This window comes from Chryseobacterium ginsenosidimutans, from assembly GCF_024807225.1.
Taxonomy (GTDB): domain Bacteria; phylum Bacteroidota; class Bacteroidia; order Flavobacteriales; family Weeksellaceae; genus Chryseobacterium; species Chryseobacterium ginsenosidimutans.
Map to the genome: position 1 here is coordinate 937,084 of NZ_JANUCO010000001.1, position 19,096 is coordinate 956,179.

14 protein-coding genes and 3 pseudogenes are annotated in these 19,096 nt (G+C 34.1%); 4 read left to right on the top strand and 13 right to left on the bottom strand.

Annotated elements, in window-relative coordinates; all coding sequences use genetic code 11:
* Positions 1-49: 49 nt before the first annotated feature.
* Both bshA and J3D55_RS04600 read right to left on the bottom strand, forming a co-directional pair.
* A pseudogene (gene bshA / locus J3D55_RS04595) lies at positions 50-1,199 on the bottom strand (N-acetyl-alpha-D-glucosaminyl L-malate synthase BshA).
* 44 nt (positions 1,200-1,243) lie between these two features.
* A pseudogene (locus J3D55_RS04600) lies at positions 1,244-2,939 on the bottom strand (glycoside hydrolase family 3 protein).
* Between the two features lie 118 nt (positions 2,940-3,057).
* Here J3D55_RS04600 and J3D55_RS04605 point away from each other — a divergent pair.
* Entirely contained in the window at positions 3,058-3,588 is a 531-nt protein-coding gene (locus J3D55_RS04605) for a hypothetical protein (protein WP_259128521.1), read from the top strand.
* Between the two features lie 76 nt (positions 3,589-3,664).
* On the opposite strand, the gene ribA is transcribed toward J3D55_RS04605, so the two are convergent.
* The 8 genes and pseudogenes from ribA to J3D55_RS04645 form a co-directional block, all read right to left on the bottom strand.
* Positions 3,665-4,261 (bottom strand): GTP cyclohydrolase II, encoded by a 597-nt coding sequence (ribA, locus tag J3D55_RS04610; protein WP_259128522.1) that lies wholly within the window; start codon positions 4,259-4,261, stop codon positions 3,665-3,667.
* Positions 4,262-4,281: 20 nt separating this feature from the next.
* Positions 4,282-4,740 (bottom strand): hypothetical protein, encoded by a 459-nt coding sequence (locus tag J3D55_RS04615; protein WP_259128523.1) that lies wholly within the window; start codon positions 4,738-4,740, stop codon positions 4,282-4,284.
* Positions 4,737-5,351 carry a DUF4254 domain-containing protein gene (locus J3D55_RS04620; RefSeq protein ID WP_259128524.1) on the bottom strand — a complete coding sequence of 205 codons (615 nt, stop codon included), beginning with the start codon at positions 5,349-5,351 and terminating at the stop codon, positions 4,737-4,739. Before J3D55_RS04620 ends, J3D55_RS04615 begins: the two co-directional genes overlap by 4 nt.
* A 17-nt stretch (positions 5,352-5,368) precedes the next feature.
* Entirely contained in the window at positions 5,369-5,584 is a 216-nt protein-coding gene (locus J3D55_RS04625; protein ID WP_259128525.1) for a Sec-independent protein translocase subunit TatA/TatB, read from the bottom strand.
* 29 nt (positions 5,585-5,613) lie between these two features.
* A complete protein-coding gene (locus J3D55_RS04630) occupies positions 5,614-7,179 on the bottom strand; it encodes a peptidoglycan DD-metalloendopeptidase family protein (RefSeq protein ID WP_259128526.1) in 1,566 nt (521 codons plus the stop codon).
* Positions 7,176-8,027 carry a lipoprotein insertase outer membrane protein LolB1 gene (gene lolB1, locus J3D55_RS04635; protein WP_259128528.1) on the bottom strand — a complete coding sequence of 284 codons (852 nt, stop codon included), beginning with the start codon at positions 8,025-8,027 and terminating at the stop codon, positions 7,176-7,178. The genes J3D55_RS04630 and lolB1 overlap by 4 nt, the downstream gene beginning before the upstream one ends.
* Positions 8,028-8,133: 106 nt before the next feature.
* A pseudogene (locus J3D55_RS04640) lies at positions 8,134-9,151 on the bottom strand (sugar phosphate nucleotidyltransferase).
* 135 nt (positions 9,152-9,286) lie between these two features.
* The gene (locus J3D55_RS04645; RefSeq protein ID WP_259128529.1) at positions 9,287-10,711 is read right to left on the bottom strand and encodes an oligosaccharide flippase family protein; all 1,425 of its coding nucleotides are present in this window, start codon (positions 10,709-10,711) and stop codon (positions 9,287-9,289) included.
* 154 nt (positions 10,712-10,865) lie between these two features.
* Between J3D55_RS04645 and J3D55_RS04650 the strand changes: the two genes are divergently transcribed.
* The gene (locus J3D55_RS04650) at positions 10,866-12,203 is read left to right on the top strand and encodes a dihydroorotase (protein WP_259128530.1); all 1,338 of its coding nucleotides are present in this window, start codon (positions 10,866-10,868) and stop codon (positions 12,201-12,203) included.
* Between the two features lie 320 nt (positions 12,204-12,523).
* On the opposite strand, the gene J3D55_RS04655 is transcribed toward J3D55_RS04650, so the two are convergent.
* The 3 genes from J3D55_RS04655 to J3D55_RS04665 form a co-directional block, all read right to left on the bottom strand.
* On the bottom strand, positions 12,524-14,821 hold the full coding sequence (locus J3D55_RS04655; RefSeq protein WP_259128531.1) for a GH92 family glycosyl hydrolase: 2,298 nt from the start codon (positions 14,819-14,821) through the stop codon (positions 12,524-12,526).
* A 79-nt stretch (positions 14,822-14,900) separates the two neighbouring features.
* On the bottom strand, positions 14,901-15,581 hold the full coding sequence (locus J3D55_RS04660; RefSeq protein ID WP_259128532.1) for a response regulator transcription factor: 681 nt from the start codon (positions 15,579-15,581) through the stop codon (positions 14,901-14,903).
* Positions 15,582-15,598: 17 nt separating this feature from the next.
* Positions 15,599-16,846, bottom strand: a complete 1,248-nt coding sequence (locus tag J3D55_RS04665) for an ATP-binding protein (RefSeq protein WP_259128533.1) — start codon at positions 16,844-16,846, stop codon at positions 15,599-15,601.
* A 161-nt stretch (positions 16,847-17,007) separates the two neighbouring features.
* On the opposite strand from J3D55_RS04665, the gene J3D55_RS04670 reads away from it, so the two are divergent.
* Together J3D55_RS04670 and J3D55_RS04675 are read left to right on the top strand one after the other, a co-directional pair.
* Complete coding sequence (locus tag J3D55_RS04670; protein ID WP_259128534.1) at positions 17,008-17,421, top strand: DUF1573 domain-containing protein; 414 nt, start codon at positions 17,008-17,010, stop codon at positions 17,419-17,421.
* A 461-nt stretch (positions 17,422-17,882) separates the two neighbouring features.
* Complete coding sequence (locus tag J3D55_RS04675) at positions 17,883-18,764, top strand: SDR family oxidoreductase (RefSeq protein WP_259128535.1); 882 nt, start codon at positions 17,883-17,885, stop codon at positions 18,762-18,764.
* Positions 18,765-19,096: the final 332 nt, after the last annotated feature.

The following is a 19,096-nucleotide window of genomic DNA, read 5'->3' on the forward strand; positions in this document are numbered from 1 at the left end:
CAGCATCCATTTAAAAATGAATGCCGCCTTTATATTTTAAAATAAAATTTTATGCTTTTGTCAGTTCGCTTTTAAAATTTTCGATCGTCGTTCTGTACATTTCTTCGTAAATAGGAAGAATGTTTTTCAAATCGAATTTTATTGCCTGTTCTTTGGCATTTTTCTTCATTTTTTCTAAAAGTTCGTCGTTGCTTAGTAATTTAATCGTGTAGTTGCTCATTGCTTCTACATTTCCGATTTCCGCTAAAAATCCGGTTTCTCCCTGAATATTTACTTCCGGAATTCCCCCTGCATTTGAACTGATAACGGGAGTATTTGCCGCCATTGCTTCCAATGCTGCCAAACCGAAACTTTCCTGTTCTGAAGGCAATAAAAATACGTCTGAAAGCTGAAGAATTCTGTATAAATCATTCACTTTACCCAACAAACGGATTTTAGAAATCAAGTCAGGGTTTTCTTCCAAAAACTGGTTGACTTTCTCCATATCCGGACCTTCACCGATGATAATTAATTTTGATTTTACCTTTTTCTGAACATTTTTGAAAATCTGTAACACTTCATCCACACGTTTTACAGGACGTAAATTGGAAACGTGAATCAAGATTTTTTCGTCTGGATTGGCAAATTGGGTTCTTTGGCAGTCGCTTGGTTCATCAAATTCAGAGTTATCAATAAAATTGGTAATCACCTGAATTTCCTTTTTTATTTTGAAGAATTGAAGCGTGTCTCTTTTTAAACTTTCAGACACAGAAGTAATTGCATCTGATTGATTGATAGAGAATTCCACCGCATGTTTGTAGCTTGGATGTTGCCCAACCAATGTGATATCCGTTCCGTGAAGTGTCGTTACCAAAGGAATATCGTTGTCGTCTTCCTGTAACATCTGTTTCGCCGTAAAAGCTGCGTATGCGTAAGGAATTGCGTAATGTGCATGAAGCAAATCAAGCTTATAAAGATTCACAACACGGTAAATCATCGAGCTCAAAGCTATATCGTAAGGTTGGTACTGGAAAAGCGGATACGTCTGAACATTCACTCTGTGAAAGAAAATATTCGGATTGGTAATATCTAATCTCGCGGGAAGTGCAGAGCTTATAAAATGTACTTCATAGCCTTTATTGGCGAGAGACATTCCTAGTTTCTGTTGCCACGATTCCGCTTCCGCCGTATGTTGGATAGCAAAGTATGCCTATTTTCATTAGTTTATTGTTGTTTTGATGTTGTAAATATTTTAATTCACACGTTATTTTACAGTTGCCGGGATCAAATCGATTCCCATTCCTGCTTTTAATTTATCATTGACTAAGACAGGAAGTCTGCCCCAGATTTTTGTTTTTCCGTTCAGCGCATTTGCTGTTGCCGTCATTGAATCGTCGTTGTTTTCGTAAGATACTAAAACTGTAGAAACTTTTGAAATATCAATATCTTTCAAAGCATAAGCGCTTCCAAAAACATTTAGAATGATATTTTGATTCTTTGTTAAATCTGCCAAAACTTTTTTCGCTGCGTCTGAAATTTTATAAGGTTTGTAAGCTGTTGAATTGTCTTTATGCAAACCAACAATCACTGTAGAATTTGCAGGAATTGTATTGATTTCGTCTGCTTTTTTAATGATTATATTTGATCCCAATTGATTCACGAAAGTCTGATAAGGAGCTTCTTCCAAAGGAATATAATAAACCTGTTTTCCATTTAAAGGAAGCAATTTTTTATCATCTTTCAATAAAGTCAAAGCATTTGAATATAAATTCTGAGCCAACACTTTATGAGAATCATTGTTTAAATCTGAATTAATATTTTCGGGACTTTTCGGTGAATATTTATCCAAACCTAAGAAATATTTTGTCAGAAGAATTTTCTTCACACTTTCTTCCACTCTCGATTGAGAAATTTCTCTGTTGTCGATTGCTTTTTGGATCAATTTTTTACCATTTGCAACTCCTTGAGAAAACAGCATGATATCATTTCCTGCTTTAAAAGCCATTGCATCCAATTCTCCGGGGTTGTATTTATTGGCTACAGCGCCCATGTTTAGAGCATCGGTGATGATTAAACCTTTATAACCTAATTGATCTTTTAATAATCCTGTAATAATATTTTTAGAAACAGAAGCCGGAATTCCCTTTCCCGATTCTAACGCAGGAACGTACAAATGGGCGACCATTACACCTCCGATCCCTTTATTCATCAAGTCTTTGAATGGAGCCAACTCAATATTATTCAATCTATCTAAATTATGTGAAACTACGGGTAAATCTAAATGAGAATCTGTACTCGTATCACCGTGTCCCGGAAAATGTTTAATTGCTGCGAGAATATTATTATCCTGAAGTCCGTTTGAATAGGCTAGAGCGGAACTAATCACATTATTTACCTCAGAAACCGAAGCTTCTGTTTCCGATAATCGGATTGTCGGGATTTGTGTTTACATCCACAACTGGCGCAAAATCCCAATTAATTCCCATTCTATGGCAGTCTTCGGCGATTTTGGCAGACATCTGGTATATTAAATTTTTATCCTGAATCGCGCCCAACGTCATTGCCCACGGAAACTTGTGAGCGGTTGCAATTCTCTGGAAAATTCCCCATTCTGCATCCATCCCGATCATCAGAGGAACTTTTGATTTTTGCTGAAACTCGTTCACCAAGTTAATTTCTCTTGCTGCATCATCCTGCATTAAAATCAAACCTCCGATTTTATCATTAATAACGATGTTTCTTACGGTATTGATCTCATTTTCACCTCTGTTGGTATATAATGCAATAATAAAAAGCTGTCCTAGTTTTTCATCTTGCGAAAGGCTTTTATATGTTTTGTCAACCCATCGATTTGCCTTTTTCAAATCTTCCTTGGAAATATTTTTAGGTTGATATTGAGCTGTGATTTTTGAGCTTAGAAATAAGAAAATAAAGAGCGAAGTATAAGCCAGTTTCTTCATAATTTTTTGAATAAGAACAAAAATACAATTAAAAAAATGATGAAAACAATGTTTTTGAATTTTTTGGTATATGATTTGAATATGCATTATAAATAATAAACAACTAAACTTTTATAAAATGAAAAAATTTCTTCCAATTTTACTATTAGCTTTTGTGAGCTTGTTCATATTCAGCTGTGATGATAATAATAATGATACTCCATATACGGATAATGATACTTATTCTCAAATGAGAGATGTAACTGGAACTTTTACAAACGCAAACAGTTATGCATTCACTCAGGGAATTAATATTCAAAGTACAGATGTTGTATTAGTATATAGATATTTAGGAGATTCTTGGCAGTTAATTCCAAAAATGATGTATTTGCCGAATGCTACAGGTATGCCTACTGGTAGAGAATTCCAGTATAATTTTGTTTTTGATTCTCAGAATGTACAAATTAGTGTTGATGATGAAAATTTTAATTTGTCAACAGGATTAACATCTGCGGAAGCAAATCAATATTTAAACAGCCAAAAATTCAGAATCGTATTAGTTCCTGCTAGTTCAGGTAAAACAAGTATAGATTACAGTGACTATAATGCAGTTGTAAAATATTACAATTTAGATGAATCTAAAGTAATCAATACAACAGTCACTAAATAATTAGTATATCTTTTCAGTTTTTTATAATTACAAAAAAAGCTCCGATAGAAATTCTATCGGAGCTTTTGCTTTTTATCTAGTTGTCATTATCATCAAGTAAATGACCAAAATAATCTTTCTTTGTCTGTAAATAGCCTTTACTATTCTCGTTTGCCGGAATCTGTAAAGGAATTCTTGAGTTCAAATGAATATTACTTTCTTTTACGTATTTTACCTTTTCGGGATTGTTGGTAAGAAGGTTGATATCTTTTACGTCTAATAAATTTAAGATATCGATTGCCACTCCGAAGTTTCTGTCATCTGCGGGAAGTCCAAGTTTTAAGTTGGCTTCTACAGTATCAAATCCTTTTTCCTGTAAAGAGTATGCTTTTAATTTATTGATGATCCCGATATTTCTTCCTTCCTGTCGAAGGTAAACTACAATTCCTCCATTTTCATGGATATATTTCATCGCAGCGTCTAATTGCTGCCCACATTCACATTTTTTTGAATGGAAAACTTCTCCGGTGATACATTCTGAGTGGAAACGCACGTTTACAGGTTTTGAAAAGTCTGTATTTTCTGCGACAATTGCCATATGAGGCATCCAGTCATTTTCGTTTTCGGATAAAGCAATCATTCGGAAAGTGCCGTGTTCCGTAGGAACGTTGGATTCCGCCTGAATTTTAATCATTAATGCCCTAATTATTTTTTTTAATTTCCTTTTATAGAATCTTCAATTGCAGAAATGTTGGTTTTTAATCGTACCAGATATCTGTTGAGAACCTCGTTATCATCTTTATTAAGATTTTGTCTCAGCTTTTGAATTTTTTTATAAGATTTTTCAAAGTCTTTTACAGCTCTTTTTTTCCCGTTCACATTATTGGCATCGATTGCATATAGATAATTTTGCAGACTGTACTTCAATGCTGTGATTTCGGTGTTTAAACCCGTATTTTTGAATTGGGGAAAGGTAGCAATCAGGTTGGAGATTTCAGAAGCATTTACATTTTCTTTTACATTAATTTCAATGCTGTTCTTTGTTCCTCTGTCCGAATCAGAACCTTTGGTTTCACTATAAAAACTCGTCGACAACGGAGAAAAGTTTTGCTTTTCCGTTGCGCAAGAAGATGTTATAATAAGTATTACTCCAAAAAAAATTAGTCGTTTCATTTCTGTTGCTCCTTTTGATAAAGGATTGGGTTAAGACTTTCATCGTTGTACATTTTCATTTGTTTGTACACCTTTATCTTAACATCACCGTTCTCAATATCAGTAAGCAACTGATTAATAGAAACCGACAGATCCTCGTGCTGCGTAAGAAGAACATCCAGTTTTGCCTTACAATTGGCTCTGTGCTCTTCTGAAGCTGAATCTCTGTGTGCTTCTAACGACATATGATAAACCTTTAAAGCAAGAATTGACAGTCTGTCTACCGCCCATGCGATAGTTTCAGTATTGATTTTTGCTTCCGGTTTAGGAGTTATATTTTCAAACTTAGTAAGAAACCAACTGTCGATAAATTCTACCAAATCAGTTCTTTTCTGATTCGATGCATCTATGGTTCTCTTCAGATGAAGAGCTTCAGCTGGATCAATATTTTCATCTCTAATTATATCTTCCAAATGCCATTGAACGGTATCAATCCAGTTTTTAGCATACAAAATTCGTTCCAAAGTATCCTTTTCGAACGGGTTATTAATTAGAGTGTTAACGTCATCAGACACGTGATAATCTTCAATAGATTGATTGAAGACTTTCCATGCAGTCTCTGTAAAATTCATCGTGTTATAAAGAATTTTTAGTTGCTAGAAGGATTATTAACGTCGGTTGAAGAGGTTTTTTTCTCAGAACCTGGTTTGTCTTCTTCCTTTACAGCATCTTTAAATTCTTTAATACCAGAACCTACACCTCTCATTAATTCAGGAATTTTTCTACCCCCGAAAAGAACTACCAAAATTATTGCTACGATTAAGAGATGTTGCCAAGATAATGACAATATTGTTAGTGTATTCATTTCTAAATTTTTTACAAAGTTAATCTTTTTTAATAAGAAACCCAACCTAAAGGATCAACTGGTGTACCCCCGTTCCATACCTGAAAATCAAGGGTATAAGTCCCATCAAAATCCTGACCTATGACACCTAAAACAGTTCCTGCAGAAACTTGCTGTCCTTTAGAAACGCTTACGCTTCCTAAGTTGGAATAAATAGTGAAATAATTACCGTGCTTCACCATCACTGTTTTTGTACCATCATTACTTGCTATAACAGAAGATACGGTTCCTGGGAATACCGATTTTGCACGTGTTCCTGATGGTACGGCAATTTTAATACCGTTATTTTCTTCTTTAATATTTTTATAAATAGGATGCGGCCATGTTCCGAAACGGTGAGTAATTTGTCCTACTCTGTCTGCAGGATATCCTAATTTTCCTTTATTATCTGCAAAATTACTTCCGGCAATAGTAGTAACCCCATAACTAGTCATCGCCTTGGTTTCTGCAGCTTTTTTGTCATCTTCTTTTTTCTTTTCCAGCGCTGCTTCAGCGGCTTTTGCTGCCACTAATTTTACGGAAGCTTCTTTTGCTTTTGCCGATGCTTCGTCGGATGCTTTTTTAGCAGCTACTTTTCTTGCTTCGTCTCTTGCTGTAGCTTCACTTCTTGCCGCTTCATCATTTCGTTTTCTTTCTTCTTCAGCTCTTTTTGCAGCCAGTTCTGAAGCTTTTCTTACTTCTGCCTCTGCGGCTATCCTTTCTTTTTCTAAGGCTTCAGCTCGAGCTTTATTTTCAGCTTCAATTCTTGCTTTTTCTCTTTCAGCAGCTATTTTTGCTAGACGGATTTTTTCTGCTTCTGCTTTTTTTCTTACTTCTTCCTCTGCTTTTGCTATTCTTATTTCTTCAGCAATGATGGATCTTATTTGTCCTTCCAATGCCTTAGACTGAGTTTGCTTTTGTCTGAGTTCTGCCGATAATTTAGATTCATTTTTCTTGAAATCCTGTACTAGCTGTTCTTTTTGAGATCTTTCAGCATTTATTGTTGTTAAATCTTTCTGTTGATTTACCAATAAATTCGCTTTCTCTTTTACAGAGTTTTGTTTCTGATTAATTGTTTGCTTTATTTTGGCTGCAGCATTGGTAATTTCTGCTGCTTTTTTATCCTGATAATCCGAATATTGCTTTAAGTATTGAACTCTTCTTATTGCTTCTCCCATGTTTTTGGCAGAAAGAATGAAGGTTACTTTATTTTGTACGCCTTTATTTTTATAAGCATTCACTAAAACTTTAGCATAATTCTCTCTAAGAACTTTTAAATCTTTGTTTTGATGGTTGATTTCCAACTGACGAAGGTAAATATCATCCTCAATAAATCTTTTTTCCTTCTGTGTATTGTTGTAAACTTTTTCTCTTAACGCTAATTTTTTATTAACGTTATCAAGATAAGCAATAGACAGCTTAGACTCATTTCGGGTCTTCGCTAAATCGGTATTTATTTGTGCAATTTGTTTTTTAAGTTCGGCATTTTGTTTTTGCAGCTGTTCCTTCTTCTGGGTCTGCCCATTGTGGAGTCCGAACAGTAAAATACCTATTAAAAAGCTAAATTTTTTAATCATTTAATCTCAATTTTCTTATAACTAGATGGTACAGAATAGGGTGTATCCATCCTCGAAAAGTCAAATTTCGTATTTTCCATTAAAATCTGACTGCTTTTTGATCCTTTTATAATTATTTTAACATTTCTCGGAAGCCTGATTCCATTGATGTCTTCCCAATTATCATAAGAAACATCCATTTCATCAGGAGATAAAACGTCTTTTAAATTCACGCTCAGCAAATCATAATTTTTATCATACTGTAAAACAATTTTGTATTCTCTTGTTTTTTCGTCTGTTACGATTTTCTGATTCACATTTGATGCCATTTGAAAGCCTTGCGCATTTCTTGTCAGCGTAAATTGAGAATCATTAATCTTAACAAATGTTCTTCCCAACAAGATTTTTTCTAAAGATTTGTAATCGATAAAATTTACATTCAGTAAATTATTTAGATACTCAAAATCAGAATCAATAAATACTTTTGATGTTTTATCCTGCCCTTTTATTCCTTCCGGAGTGGCAATTCCACGGGCAACGGTGAACAAAAATGCCTGAAGATTCATCCAGACTTTCTTGTCTTTTTCAATATAAATGGTAGCATCAAGCGTCGGAACAAAACTTCCGGTTTCTACATTTACTTTGCTGCTGATTTTTATCTGCTCAAACTGAGGCTGCGGAATTACATGTTCGTAGAATGCCATTTTATCACTCACCGGTTCATTGACGTCTCTCGGTTTTTTGCTGTCTTCTTCTAAAACGTAAGTACTGTCAATTTTAAGCGTATTATCTTTTTTTCTGGCAGAATTCCTTGTCTTACAAGAAGTCACTACTAAAAGCAATAATAGGACTATGATCCAGTTTTTCATGTATTTACCTTTTCAATTTTAAAAATACGTTGCAATATTAACGCCAAACCACACAAAATAAGTTGTGTGGTTTGATTTTATTATTAGTTAAGTTAAAGATAATCTATTATTTAGATAAAAAATCTAAAACTGAATAATCTCCCAAAGAAATTTCTCTCGCAACACCGAAATATTGTGCCGAATTTCCGATCATTGAATTAGAAAGGTTTCCATGATTAATTCTTGTATTTTCCTGAACTAAAGAGTTTTCAATATTTGAATTTACAATAATCGTATTGTTTCCCAATGAAACTCCGGGACCGATTTTTGAATTCGAAATTTTCACATTTTCCCCAATAAAGCAAGGCTGAATGATCAAAGAGTTTTCGATTTCCGCTGAAGCCGGGAAGTGAGACATTTCCTCTCTTTCGTATTCAAGGATTTTACTGTTGGTTTCCACGGTTGCGTTTTTGTTACCGCAATCCATCCAGTCGTTCACTTTTCCAAGAGAGAATTTTGCACCTTTTGCTCTAAGATTTTCCAAAGCAGTCGTTAATTGATATTCACCACCGTTTTTAATATCATTATCCATGATATAATTAATTTCGGACATCAATTTTTCAGCACTGTTGAAATAATAGATACCAATAATGGCAAGATCTGAAACGAAAGTGGTAGGTTTTTCAACAAAATCTGTGATGAAACCGTTGTTATCCAATTTTACAACTCCGAAAGCTGATGGATCTTCTACACTTTTCACCCAAATTACACCATCTGAATTTTTATCTAATACGAAATCTGCACGGAAAAGCGTGTCTGCAAAAGCAATGACAACATCTCCGCTCATCGATTGTTCTGCACATTTAATGGCATGAGCCGTCCCAAGAGGATCGGTCTGATAATATATGCTTCCTTTTGCTCCTAATTTTTCAGCGATCTGAAGGAGAGATTTTTCAATCTCAGGACCAAAATCTCCAATGATAAAAGCTACTTCTTCAATATTTTCCCCTGCAACTTTAGCAATATCTTCCACCAATCTCTGTACGATGGGTTTTCCTGCGATAGGAATAAGAGGTTTTGGAACAGTAAGTGTATGTGGACGTAATCTGGAAACCGCGTCCAGCCATAGGAACGATAATTTTCATAAACTATGTAAGTATGTTTTTATTTAGTAGTTTTAATAATAAAGTTAAAGATAGGAATAAAATCATTGATGGGTGATTATTTATATCTTTTTAATACTGTGTTAAATTAAACGAGTGTCAAATTTAATTTGAAATTTATCTTTTAATTTTGGATAATAACATGTTTTTTTCAGAGTATACAAGAATTCCAACAAAAATTAAAAATAATAAATTACTGGTTAAGATATTATAATTTAAATATTTCACGATGATAAAGCTGAAAACCGATAATAATATCAAAAAGAAAGACATTTTCTTCATTCTATAAGGTATAGGATAATATTTCTGACCTAATAAATAAGATACAATCATCATAATAACATAGGCTCCGAAAGTTGCCCATGCAGAACCCATCATGCTGTGATAATAGTTTAATGCTAAAAGATTGAGCGTAATATTTATACCTGCTCCAAGCCATGAAATAATGGTTCCGACGCTGGTTTTGTCTGTTACTTTATACCAAGTGGAAAAGTTATAATATATTCCGAAGCAAAGATTGGCAATTACAATAATCGGGATGATATCTATTGCGATCCAATAGGATTTGTTGGGGATAAAAACATCTTTTAACCAAGAAATATTAGCGATAATTCCTAAAGCGACAGCACATGCAAAGAATGCGAAATATTCTGCAACTTTAGCATAAGTTTTCTTGGCATCACCTTTGTCCATTTGTTTAAAAAAGAAAGGTTCAATACCCATTCTATAAGCTGTAACAAACAATGTCATAAGCACTGCCAATTTATAACAGCCACCGTAAGCTCCAGCTTCTTCGTCTGAAATATGATTTCTTTGGATCGATTTGTCAAAGTTTTCATTCACCATAAAAGCTAATCCTGCAAGCATTAATGGGAATGAATATTTGATCATGCGCCCAAACAAAGAAGTTATAAACTGAAATCTTACTTTTAATATAATAGGAAGCAATAATAAAAACCCTAATGCGCTTCCTGCCAAATTACTGAAAAATGGGAAGTCTACATTTTGATCCAAACCAAAGCTTTTTGATATGCTTTCCGGAATCCAGAAAAATAATGCAGCTGTAAAAACTGCCTGAAATATAGCCTGAACTATTCTTACTACTGAATATTTGATCGGTTTATTATGAAAACGCAGCCATGCAAACGGAATTACCAATAAATTGTCGAAAAAAGCAATCATTGCAAACCATTTGATATATTCGGGATTATCATGATAACCTGCATAATCCGCTATTGGTTGGTTGAATAAATAACATAATGCGAGAAAAACAGTAGAGGTTGAAAACAAAAACCAGAACGAAGTATTAAAGGTTTTCTTTTCATTACCTTCTTCGGCAGAAAATCTAAAATAAGCGGTTTCAAAACCAAAAGAAAGTAGAATGTTAACAAATGAGATCCATGCGTATAACTGTGTGAAAATCGCAAAACCTTCATTGGGAATTTTATAGATCAAAAGAGGATTAAGGATAAATAAAATAATCCTGGGAGCAATTGCTCCTACTCCGTAAATGATTGTTTGACCTAATAGTTTCTTATACAAAATGTGAAATTTCTTGCAAATGTAAATAATTAGGAATTGATTTTTTATTCATGACATTAAAATTCATTCATAAATCTTAATTTTGCTTAAAATGAAAATATCAGATGAAGCAATCTAAAATCTGGTATCCGAAATCTAATATCTAAAAAAGTAAATGAAGACCTTAATCAAAAACGTAAAAATCGTCAACGAAGGACAGATTGTTGAAAGCGATATTTTAATTGAAAATGATTTAATTTCTAAAATAGATTCCAATATTTCTGAAGAAGCCGATAAGGTTATCGACGGTTCCGGAAAATATCTTTTGCCGGGAGTAATTGATGATCAGGTGCATTTTCGTGATCCGGGTTTGACGCACAAAGGTGATATTGAAACCGAATCAAGAGCTGCAATTGCGGGTGGGACAACGAGTTTTATCGATCAACCGAACACCGTTCCGAATGCGGTAACGCAGGAATTATTGGCGGATAAATACGAAATAGGTTCTCAAAAAGCTTACGCCAACTACGGTTTTATGATGGGCGGAACGAATGATAATTTAGAAGAATTATTGAAAACAAACCCAAGAAATGTTCCCGGAATTAAATTGTTTTTAGGCTCTTCCACAGGAAATATGTTGGTTGACAATCCTGAAACGCTTGAAAATATTTTCAGCAATACCAAAATGCTGATTGCCGTTCATTGTGAGGATGAAGCGACGATTAAAGCCAATACTCAAAAATATATGGATGAATACGGTGAAGATATTCCTGTGAAATTCCACCATTTGATAAGAAGCGAGGAGGCTTGTTATAAATCTTCTTCAAAAGCGATTGAATTGGCGAAAAAAACAGGAGCGAGACTTCACGTTTTCCATTTGTCAACAGCAAAAGAAATGGAACTTTTCAGAAATGATATTCCTTTAAAAGATAAAAAAATTACTGCAGAAGTTTGTGTTCACCACTTGACTTTCACGAATGAAGATTACGACACAAAAGGTGGATTAATCAAATGGAATCCTGCCGTAAAAACGCAAAAAGACAAAGACGGACTTTGGGAAGCGTTGCTGGATGATAGAATTGATGTGATTGCAACAGATCATGCGCCTCACACATGGGAAGAAAAACAGAATGTGTATACAAAATGTCCTTCCGGAGCGCCTTTGGTTCAGCATTCTTTGGTGGTCATGCTGGAAAATTATAAAAACGGAAAAATCTCTTTAGAAAAGATCGTTGAAAAAATGTCTCATAATCCGGCGATTCTTTTCAGAGTGGAAAAAAGAGGTTTTGTGAGAGTAGGTTATAAAGCAGATCTTGTTTTGGTTGATCTTAATGAAAACTGGACGGTCGCTAAAGAAAATATCTTGTACAAATGTGGTTGGAGTCCGTTGGAAGGAATGAATTTCCATTCTAAAGTTACCCATACTTTTGTCAACGGAAATCTGGTTTATGATAACGGAAAAATTAATGAACAAAGATTCGGAGAGCGTTTGCTTTTTGAAGTTCAGGAATAAATTGTAATAGAATTTTCATACAATTATATCAATAAGAGCGGCCTTTAGCTCCCTTGTTTATTTAAAAATATCAAAATTGGCTTTAGCCAAAACCTAAAATTTACAAATAAAAAAAGACTGCAATTTGCAGTCTTTTTTCTATCTCGCAGATTAAGCAAATTTAGCAGATGATTGCGTTAAAAAAATCTGCGTAATCAGTAAAATCTGCGAGAAAATTATTTATAAATTCGTCACTCTACTTTTGCTCCATTTTAATGACAGCTCATGGATTTTATTTGTGAAAATTAGTGCAAAACATCAGTGCCATTTGTGTTTAAAAACTATTTCCATGCCTTAGAACTCATATAAAAACTCAATTTCCCGCCATTCATAATATCAGAATGCTTCAAAGTAAAGTTTTTAATTTCTTTTCCATTTAAAAGAATTTTTTGAACATACACATTTTTCGGATTTTGATTGATGGCTTCAATTTCAAACGTTTTTCCGTTTTCTAAATTTAAAACAGCGTTGTCAATCGCAGGACTTCCAATCGCATAATCTTCAGAACCCGGAGCAACCGGATAAAAACCAAGCGAGCTCAAAATATACCAAGCGCTCATTTGTCCTGCATCATCATTTCCGCCCAATCCATCGGGAGTTGCTTTGTATTGCATTTCTAAAATTCGTCTAATCTGTGCCTGAGTTTTCCAAGGTTGTCCAGCCCAATTGTAGAAATAGGCAACATGATGCGCCGGTTCGTTTCCGTGAACATATCCGCCGATAATTCCTTCTCTGGTAATGTCTTCCGTGTCTGCAAAAAACTCGTCCGGTAAATGCATCGTGAACAATTCATCCAATTTTGAAGCAAATTTTTTCTTTCCACCCATCATTGTAATTAATTCATCCGGATTTTGAGGAACAAAGAAACTGTAATTCCAGGAATTCCCTTCGATGAAACCTTGATCATGTGTACTTAATGCATTGAAATCTTTCTTAAAACTTCCATCCGCTAAACGAGGACGCATAAATCCGATGGTTTTATCGAAATTATTTTTCCAGTTTTCAGAACGTTTGATGAATTGATTATAAATTTCCGTTTCACCCAAATGTTTTGCCAATTGCGCAATCGCCCAATCATCATAAGCGTATTCCAAGGTATTGGAAACTGAAGTTCCACTTTTTTCAGCAGGAATATATCCTTTATCTATATAATATCCGATGCCTTCATAATCTCTTTTATTTGCCGTTTCTACACAAGCTTTCAAGGCTTCTTTTGGATCTCCGTCATAATTTCCTTTGATAATCGCATCCGCAACGACACTTACGCTGTGATAACCGCTCATACACCAATTGTCATTCGCATAATGCGACCAGATTGGCAACATTTTCATCGAAAACTGATTGTAATGTGCCATCATCGATTTCACCATATCATTATTTCTTTTGGGTTGAATAATGTTGAAAAATGGATGAAGCGCCCGATACGTATCCCAAAGTGAGAAGGTTGTATAGTTCGTGAAACCTTCCGCTTTGTGAATGTTTTGATCTAAACCTTTATATTCTCCGTTAACATCCGTGTAAGTTGTAGGATTGATAAAAGTATGATACATCGCAGTATAAAAGTTCGTTTTCTCAGTTTCAGAGCCTTTTACGACGATTTTATTTAATTCTTTATTCCAAGTTTCCTGTGTTTGAGCTTTCACTTGATCAAAAGATAAATTTCCTGCTTCTTTTTCTAAGTTTTCTAAAGCATTAACTTGACTTACAGGAGAAATGGCTAACTTAACTTCAATCGCTTCATTTTCATTCGTATCAAAATCAAAATACATTTTCAGATTTTTTCCTGCAATTTCAGGGAAGTTTTTGGTCTGGTCAAATTTTCTCCAGAATCCTCCATAAACTTGCTTTCCATCATAATTTTTCTGACCGTAAGATTTAAAAGGTTTAGAAAATTTCAATGCAAAATAAACCGTTCTCGTTCTTGCCCAACCGTTGGTTTGTCTGTAACCTGTGATGGTATTTCCATTTTCTACGCGAACATAAGTCCAGATATTTTTGCCATCATAATTGTAAATTCCGGCCATTAAATCTAAAATAATATGAGCCTGATCAGATTTCGGGAAAGTATAACGGTGAACTCCGACTCTTGTTGTCGCCGTTAATTCCGCTAAAATATTACTATCATCCAATTTTACTTTGTAATATCCTGCTTCTGCTTTTTCGTTTTGATGGGAGAATCTGCTTCTGTAGCCAGTTTCAGGATTAGAAGCTGTTCCGGGATTTAATTGTAATTTTCCGACAGTCGGCATCATTAAAAAATCTCCCAAATCGGAATGTCCTGTTCCGCTAAAATGCGTCGAACTGAAACCTACGATCGTTTTGTCTTCATATCGATAACCTGCACAATATTTATAAACGTCGCCATTGTATTTTCCGTTGAGTTCATAAGAAATACTGTCGGTTTCCGGACTTAATTGAACCGCTCCGAAAGGCGCAGTCGCTCCCGGATACGTATGTCCCATTTTTTCTGTCCCGATTAACGGATTGACATATTGGTATAATTTTTCAAATTTTTGAGCTTTAAACTGTAAACTGAAAAATAAAAGAAATAGAAAAAGAGGAGTTGCTGACCTTTTCATGAATGAATATTTTTTTGGAAGGGTAAATTTAGATAAAATCAAATAATAATTATTTACCTTTTTAATTGTTTAAAATTTATTATTTTTCAGAAAACCGGAAACCGATTCCGTGAAGATTTTCAATGATTATATCCTGTTCATCGGCAAAAACCTTTCGTAATCTCGAAATAAATACATCCAGACTTCGCCCCATAAAATAATCATCGTCTCCCCAAATTGCCTTCAAAATATCCTGCCTTTTCAGCACAGTATTTTTATTACGGATAAAATAAAGCAGCAATTCAGATTCTCTTTGAGTAAGGGTAATTGTATTTTGAGTATCCTGTAAAGTGTAATTTTTAGGATCGAAATTGTATTTTCCGACGGTATATTTTTGGGGAAAAGATTCTGTTTTCTTTGATCGTTTCAGGAAAACTTCAATTTTCAAAATCAGCTCTTCAATACTGAAAGGTTTTACCAGATAATCATCGGCGCCGATTTTCAATCCTTTAATTCTATCTTCTTTCAAAGCTTTTGCAGAAATGAAAATAATGGGAATTTCAGAGTTTTTATCGCGAATACATTGAGCCAGTTCAAAACCGTTGAGTTCCGGCATCATGATATCTAAAAGGCAAATGTCGAAACTTTCTTTGTTGAAGGCTTCCAGTGCAGATTTTCCATCGGGATAACAGGAAATATCATAATAACTTTCCAGGCTGTCCTGAATCAGAAAAGCGATTGTTTTGTCATCTTCTGCATATAAAATTTTAGATTTCTCCATGATTTGCACTATTATTTTTAAAACGGTAAAAACAGGGTTATGGTAATTCCTTTATCCGTATTGTTTTCAACTGAAATTTTCCAGTTATGTTGTTGCACGATTTTTTTAACATAGAATAAACCTAATCCAAAACCGTTCACTTCATCACTTTTTTTTGTATTTATCCTGTAAAATTTATCAAAAATATGAGGAATATTTTTAGCAGGAATACCCATTCCGTTGTCTTTAAATTTTAAATATAAACCTTTTGAATCTTTAAATGAAGAAATATTGATTTGAGGGTTTGTTTCGCAATATTTAATGGAATTATCTAAAATGTTGTAAATGATATTGGTAAAGTGAAATTCATCCGCAATGATGGAGATCGTACTATCAACATTTATTTGAATCGAAATATTTTCATTCTTATGCTTAATGGTATCTGCAATTTCCTGAATGAAAGGAAATAAAAGTATCTTTTGAGGCTTTAATGACAATCCGGAAGCATCGTTTTTAGCAATATTCAATATTTTTTCAATATGATTATTCAATTTATAACTTTGATCGGTGATGATGGAAGTATAGGTCTGCAGTTTAGGATTTTCCTTTATCAGTTCCTGCTTGGTGAGTGCTTCAGAAGCCAGAAGAATAGAGGAAAGAGGAGTCTTAAACTCGTGCGTCATATTATTAATAAAATCCCGCTGCAGCTCCGAGAATTTTTTCTGCTGAATAATCGTATATATCGAATAAACGTATACCAAAAGAATAATGATAAGCGCAAATGTCAACAGATACCAAAACCGTAATGAACTTATCAGATAAGTCGTTTTATCCGGAAAACGGATGGAAAAATAATAGACAAGATTTTTATGCTTGGGGAATTTAATAACTTTATTATTAGGACTTTCCTGATGGGTCGAAATATATTTTCCATAGATCATTTTATCGCTGTGGCAATTGTATAATGCGTAAACATAATCGGTATTTATTTGGAAACGTGTAAATTCTGTTTTCAGATAATGTTCCAAGACTTCGGGATGAAATTCATTATTAATATTAACCACATAATAATCGTTGGAAATATTCTGTACAGGGTTTTCCGTGAAAGAAGTTTCGCCTCCGGATAATTTTTCCACGACTTCCATTAAAGCGATATTTACCTTTTGGTCAAACTTTTTATTCTCAAGATTATATGCCTGTCGAGTCCATAGAAGCTGGGCTATCAAAATTCCGATAATAGCGACAAATCCCAGAGTGATAATGATATTGAGTTTCTTTATTTCCATTTACAGAAGCAATATTATCCAAAAATATCTATTAATTTTTTATCATTAACAACTTATTAACAAATGTTTGATAACGATTAACATGTTGAAAGAATAATCATCCTACATTTGCTATATCAAAAATGAAAAACGTTTTTTTAAACCATTAATAAATTTATATCATGAAAAAATTAAAAATTACAGCTCTTTTAGCAGTTTTAGCATTCTCTCCAATCTATGCAGGTGTAGTTTCTGTAGAAAATAACCCTATCGTAAAAGCAATTGCAGATGCTATCACATGGAAATCAGAATCTATCGATGTTGGAAATATTCCTCAAGGAAAACCAAAAGCGATCAGATTTGAATTTACAAACACAACAAAAAAACCAATCGTTATCGAAAACGTAGCGCCATCTTGCGGTTGTACTACAGCAGACTATACAAAAACGCCTATCCTTCCGGGGAAAAAAGGGTTTGTAGAAGCAAGCTATAATGCAGCAGCAGCAGGTGCGTTTATGAAAACAGTTAACGTTACAACTAGCGACAGCAAAACTCCTAAGACTCTTTCTTTCAAAGGAACTGTTGTAGCTTCATAATTAATATTTTAAAACAAATTTTACAGCCTGATAATTTATTGTCAGGCTGTTTTTTTCTTTTAGCACAAAAGATTTTAGGATTTTCAAAACAGGCAAAATTGATAATAAATTTGTTTTATTTGAAGCTTAATCCCGCTTTCCGCACTCGCTATTTTGTTGTATTTTGGGTTGCGGCGGCAAAGCCGCCGCAACCCAAAATACAACAAAATGAGCTCAAACAAAGCTACAATCGGGGCTAAAACTGCGGTCAGTCATTTAAACAATAGGAAAATGCTCACAACATTTGTCATCCTTTTACGAATTAGGACACAAGTTTTCCATATTATTTTTTGAAATCTTATTTCTCAAGCCTCTCTCAATTCTTATGGTAAAAATAAAACAACTATTTACAGCATTATTTCTTGATTTATTTTCAGGCATCGCGTCTCAATATTTGTTATTTTTAAGAAAAATTAAAATATATGAATCTATATACACAACCGATGTTGCGTGAAGATGCACTAAAAGATAAAGTAGCCATCGTTACAGGCGGCGGAAGCGGACTTGGAAAAGCTATGACCAAATATTTTCTTCAATTGGGCGCAAAAGTGGTGATCACTTCCAGAAATCTGGAGAAATTACAAGGTACTGCAAAAGAATTAGAAGAAGAAACGGGTGGAAAAGTTCTTTGTGTTGCGTGCGACGTAAGAAATTGGGATGAGGTTGAAGCAGTGAAAGAAGCGACTTTAAAAGAATTCGGCAAAATTGATATACTTTTAAATAACGCAGCAGGAAACTTTATCTCTCCGACAGAAAGATTGACGCATTCCGCATTCGATTCTATTTTAGATATTGTATTGAAAGGAACAAAAAACTGTACACTTTCCATCGGAAAACACTGGATCGATTCAAAAACTCCGGGAACAGTTTTAAATATTGTAACCACTTACGCGTGGACAGGTTCTGCATACGTCGTTCCATCCGCTTGTGCAAAAGCAGGAGTGTTGGCGATGACAAGATCTCTCGCTGTGGAATGGGGAAAATATAATATTCGTTTTAATGCAATCGCACCGGGACCGTTTCCAACGAAAGGAGCATGGGACAGATTGCTTCCGGGAGATATGAAAGATCAGTTTGATTTAGCGAAGAAAAATCCTTTGAAAAGAGTTGGAGAACATCAGGAACTGGCAAATCTTGCCGCTTATCTGGTTTCAGATTTTTCATCTTTTGTAAATGGTGAAGTAGTAACCATCGATGGCGGTGAATGGCTTCAAGGGGCAGGAGAATTTAATATGCTTGAAGATATTCCGCAGGAAATGTGGGATGCATTGGAAGCCATGATTAAAGCTAAAAAATCTAATTAATTTTAAATTTTAACTAATAAGAATAATTTTAAGGAGTTAAGATTCATTAAGTAGAAAATCAAATATTTTCAGGAAACTTATGTGATCTTTTTTGCATCAATAAGATCAACTTAAAATAACTAATGTGTTAAAATCTTTGGTGACTTTTGTGGTTTAAAAATAATAAAACCCTTTAGATAAAGCAAAAAGTAGATTCTCAATCGGGAATCTACTTTTTTTATTTGGGTGATTTTACGGGTTTAAGTTTAGGTGATTTACTGAGATACTTCACTGCGGTGCGACATAAATTTGCAGTACAAAATTTTAATAACCAAAACAAACCAAAACAAACA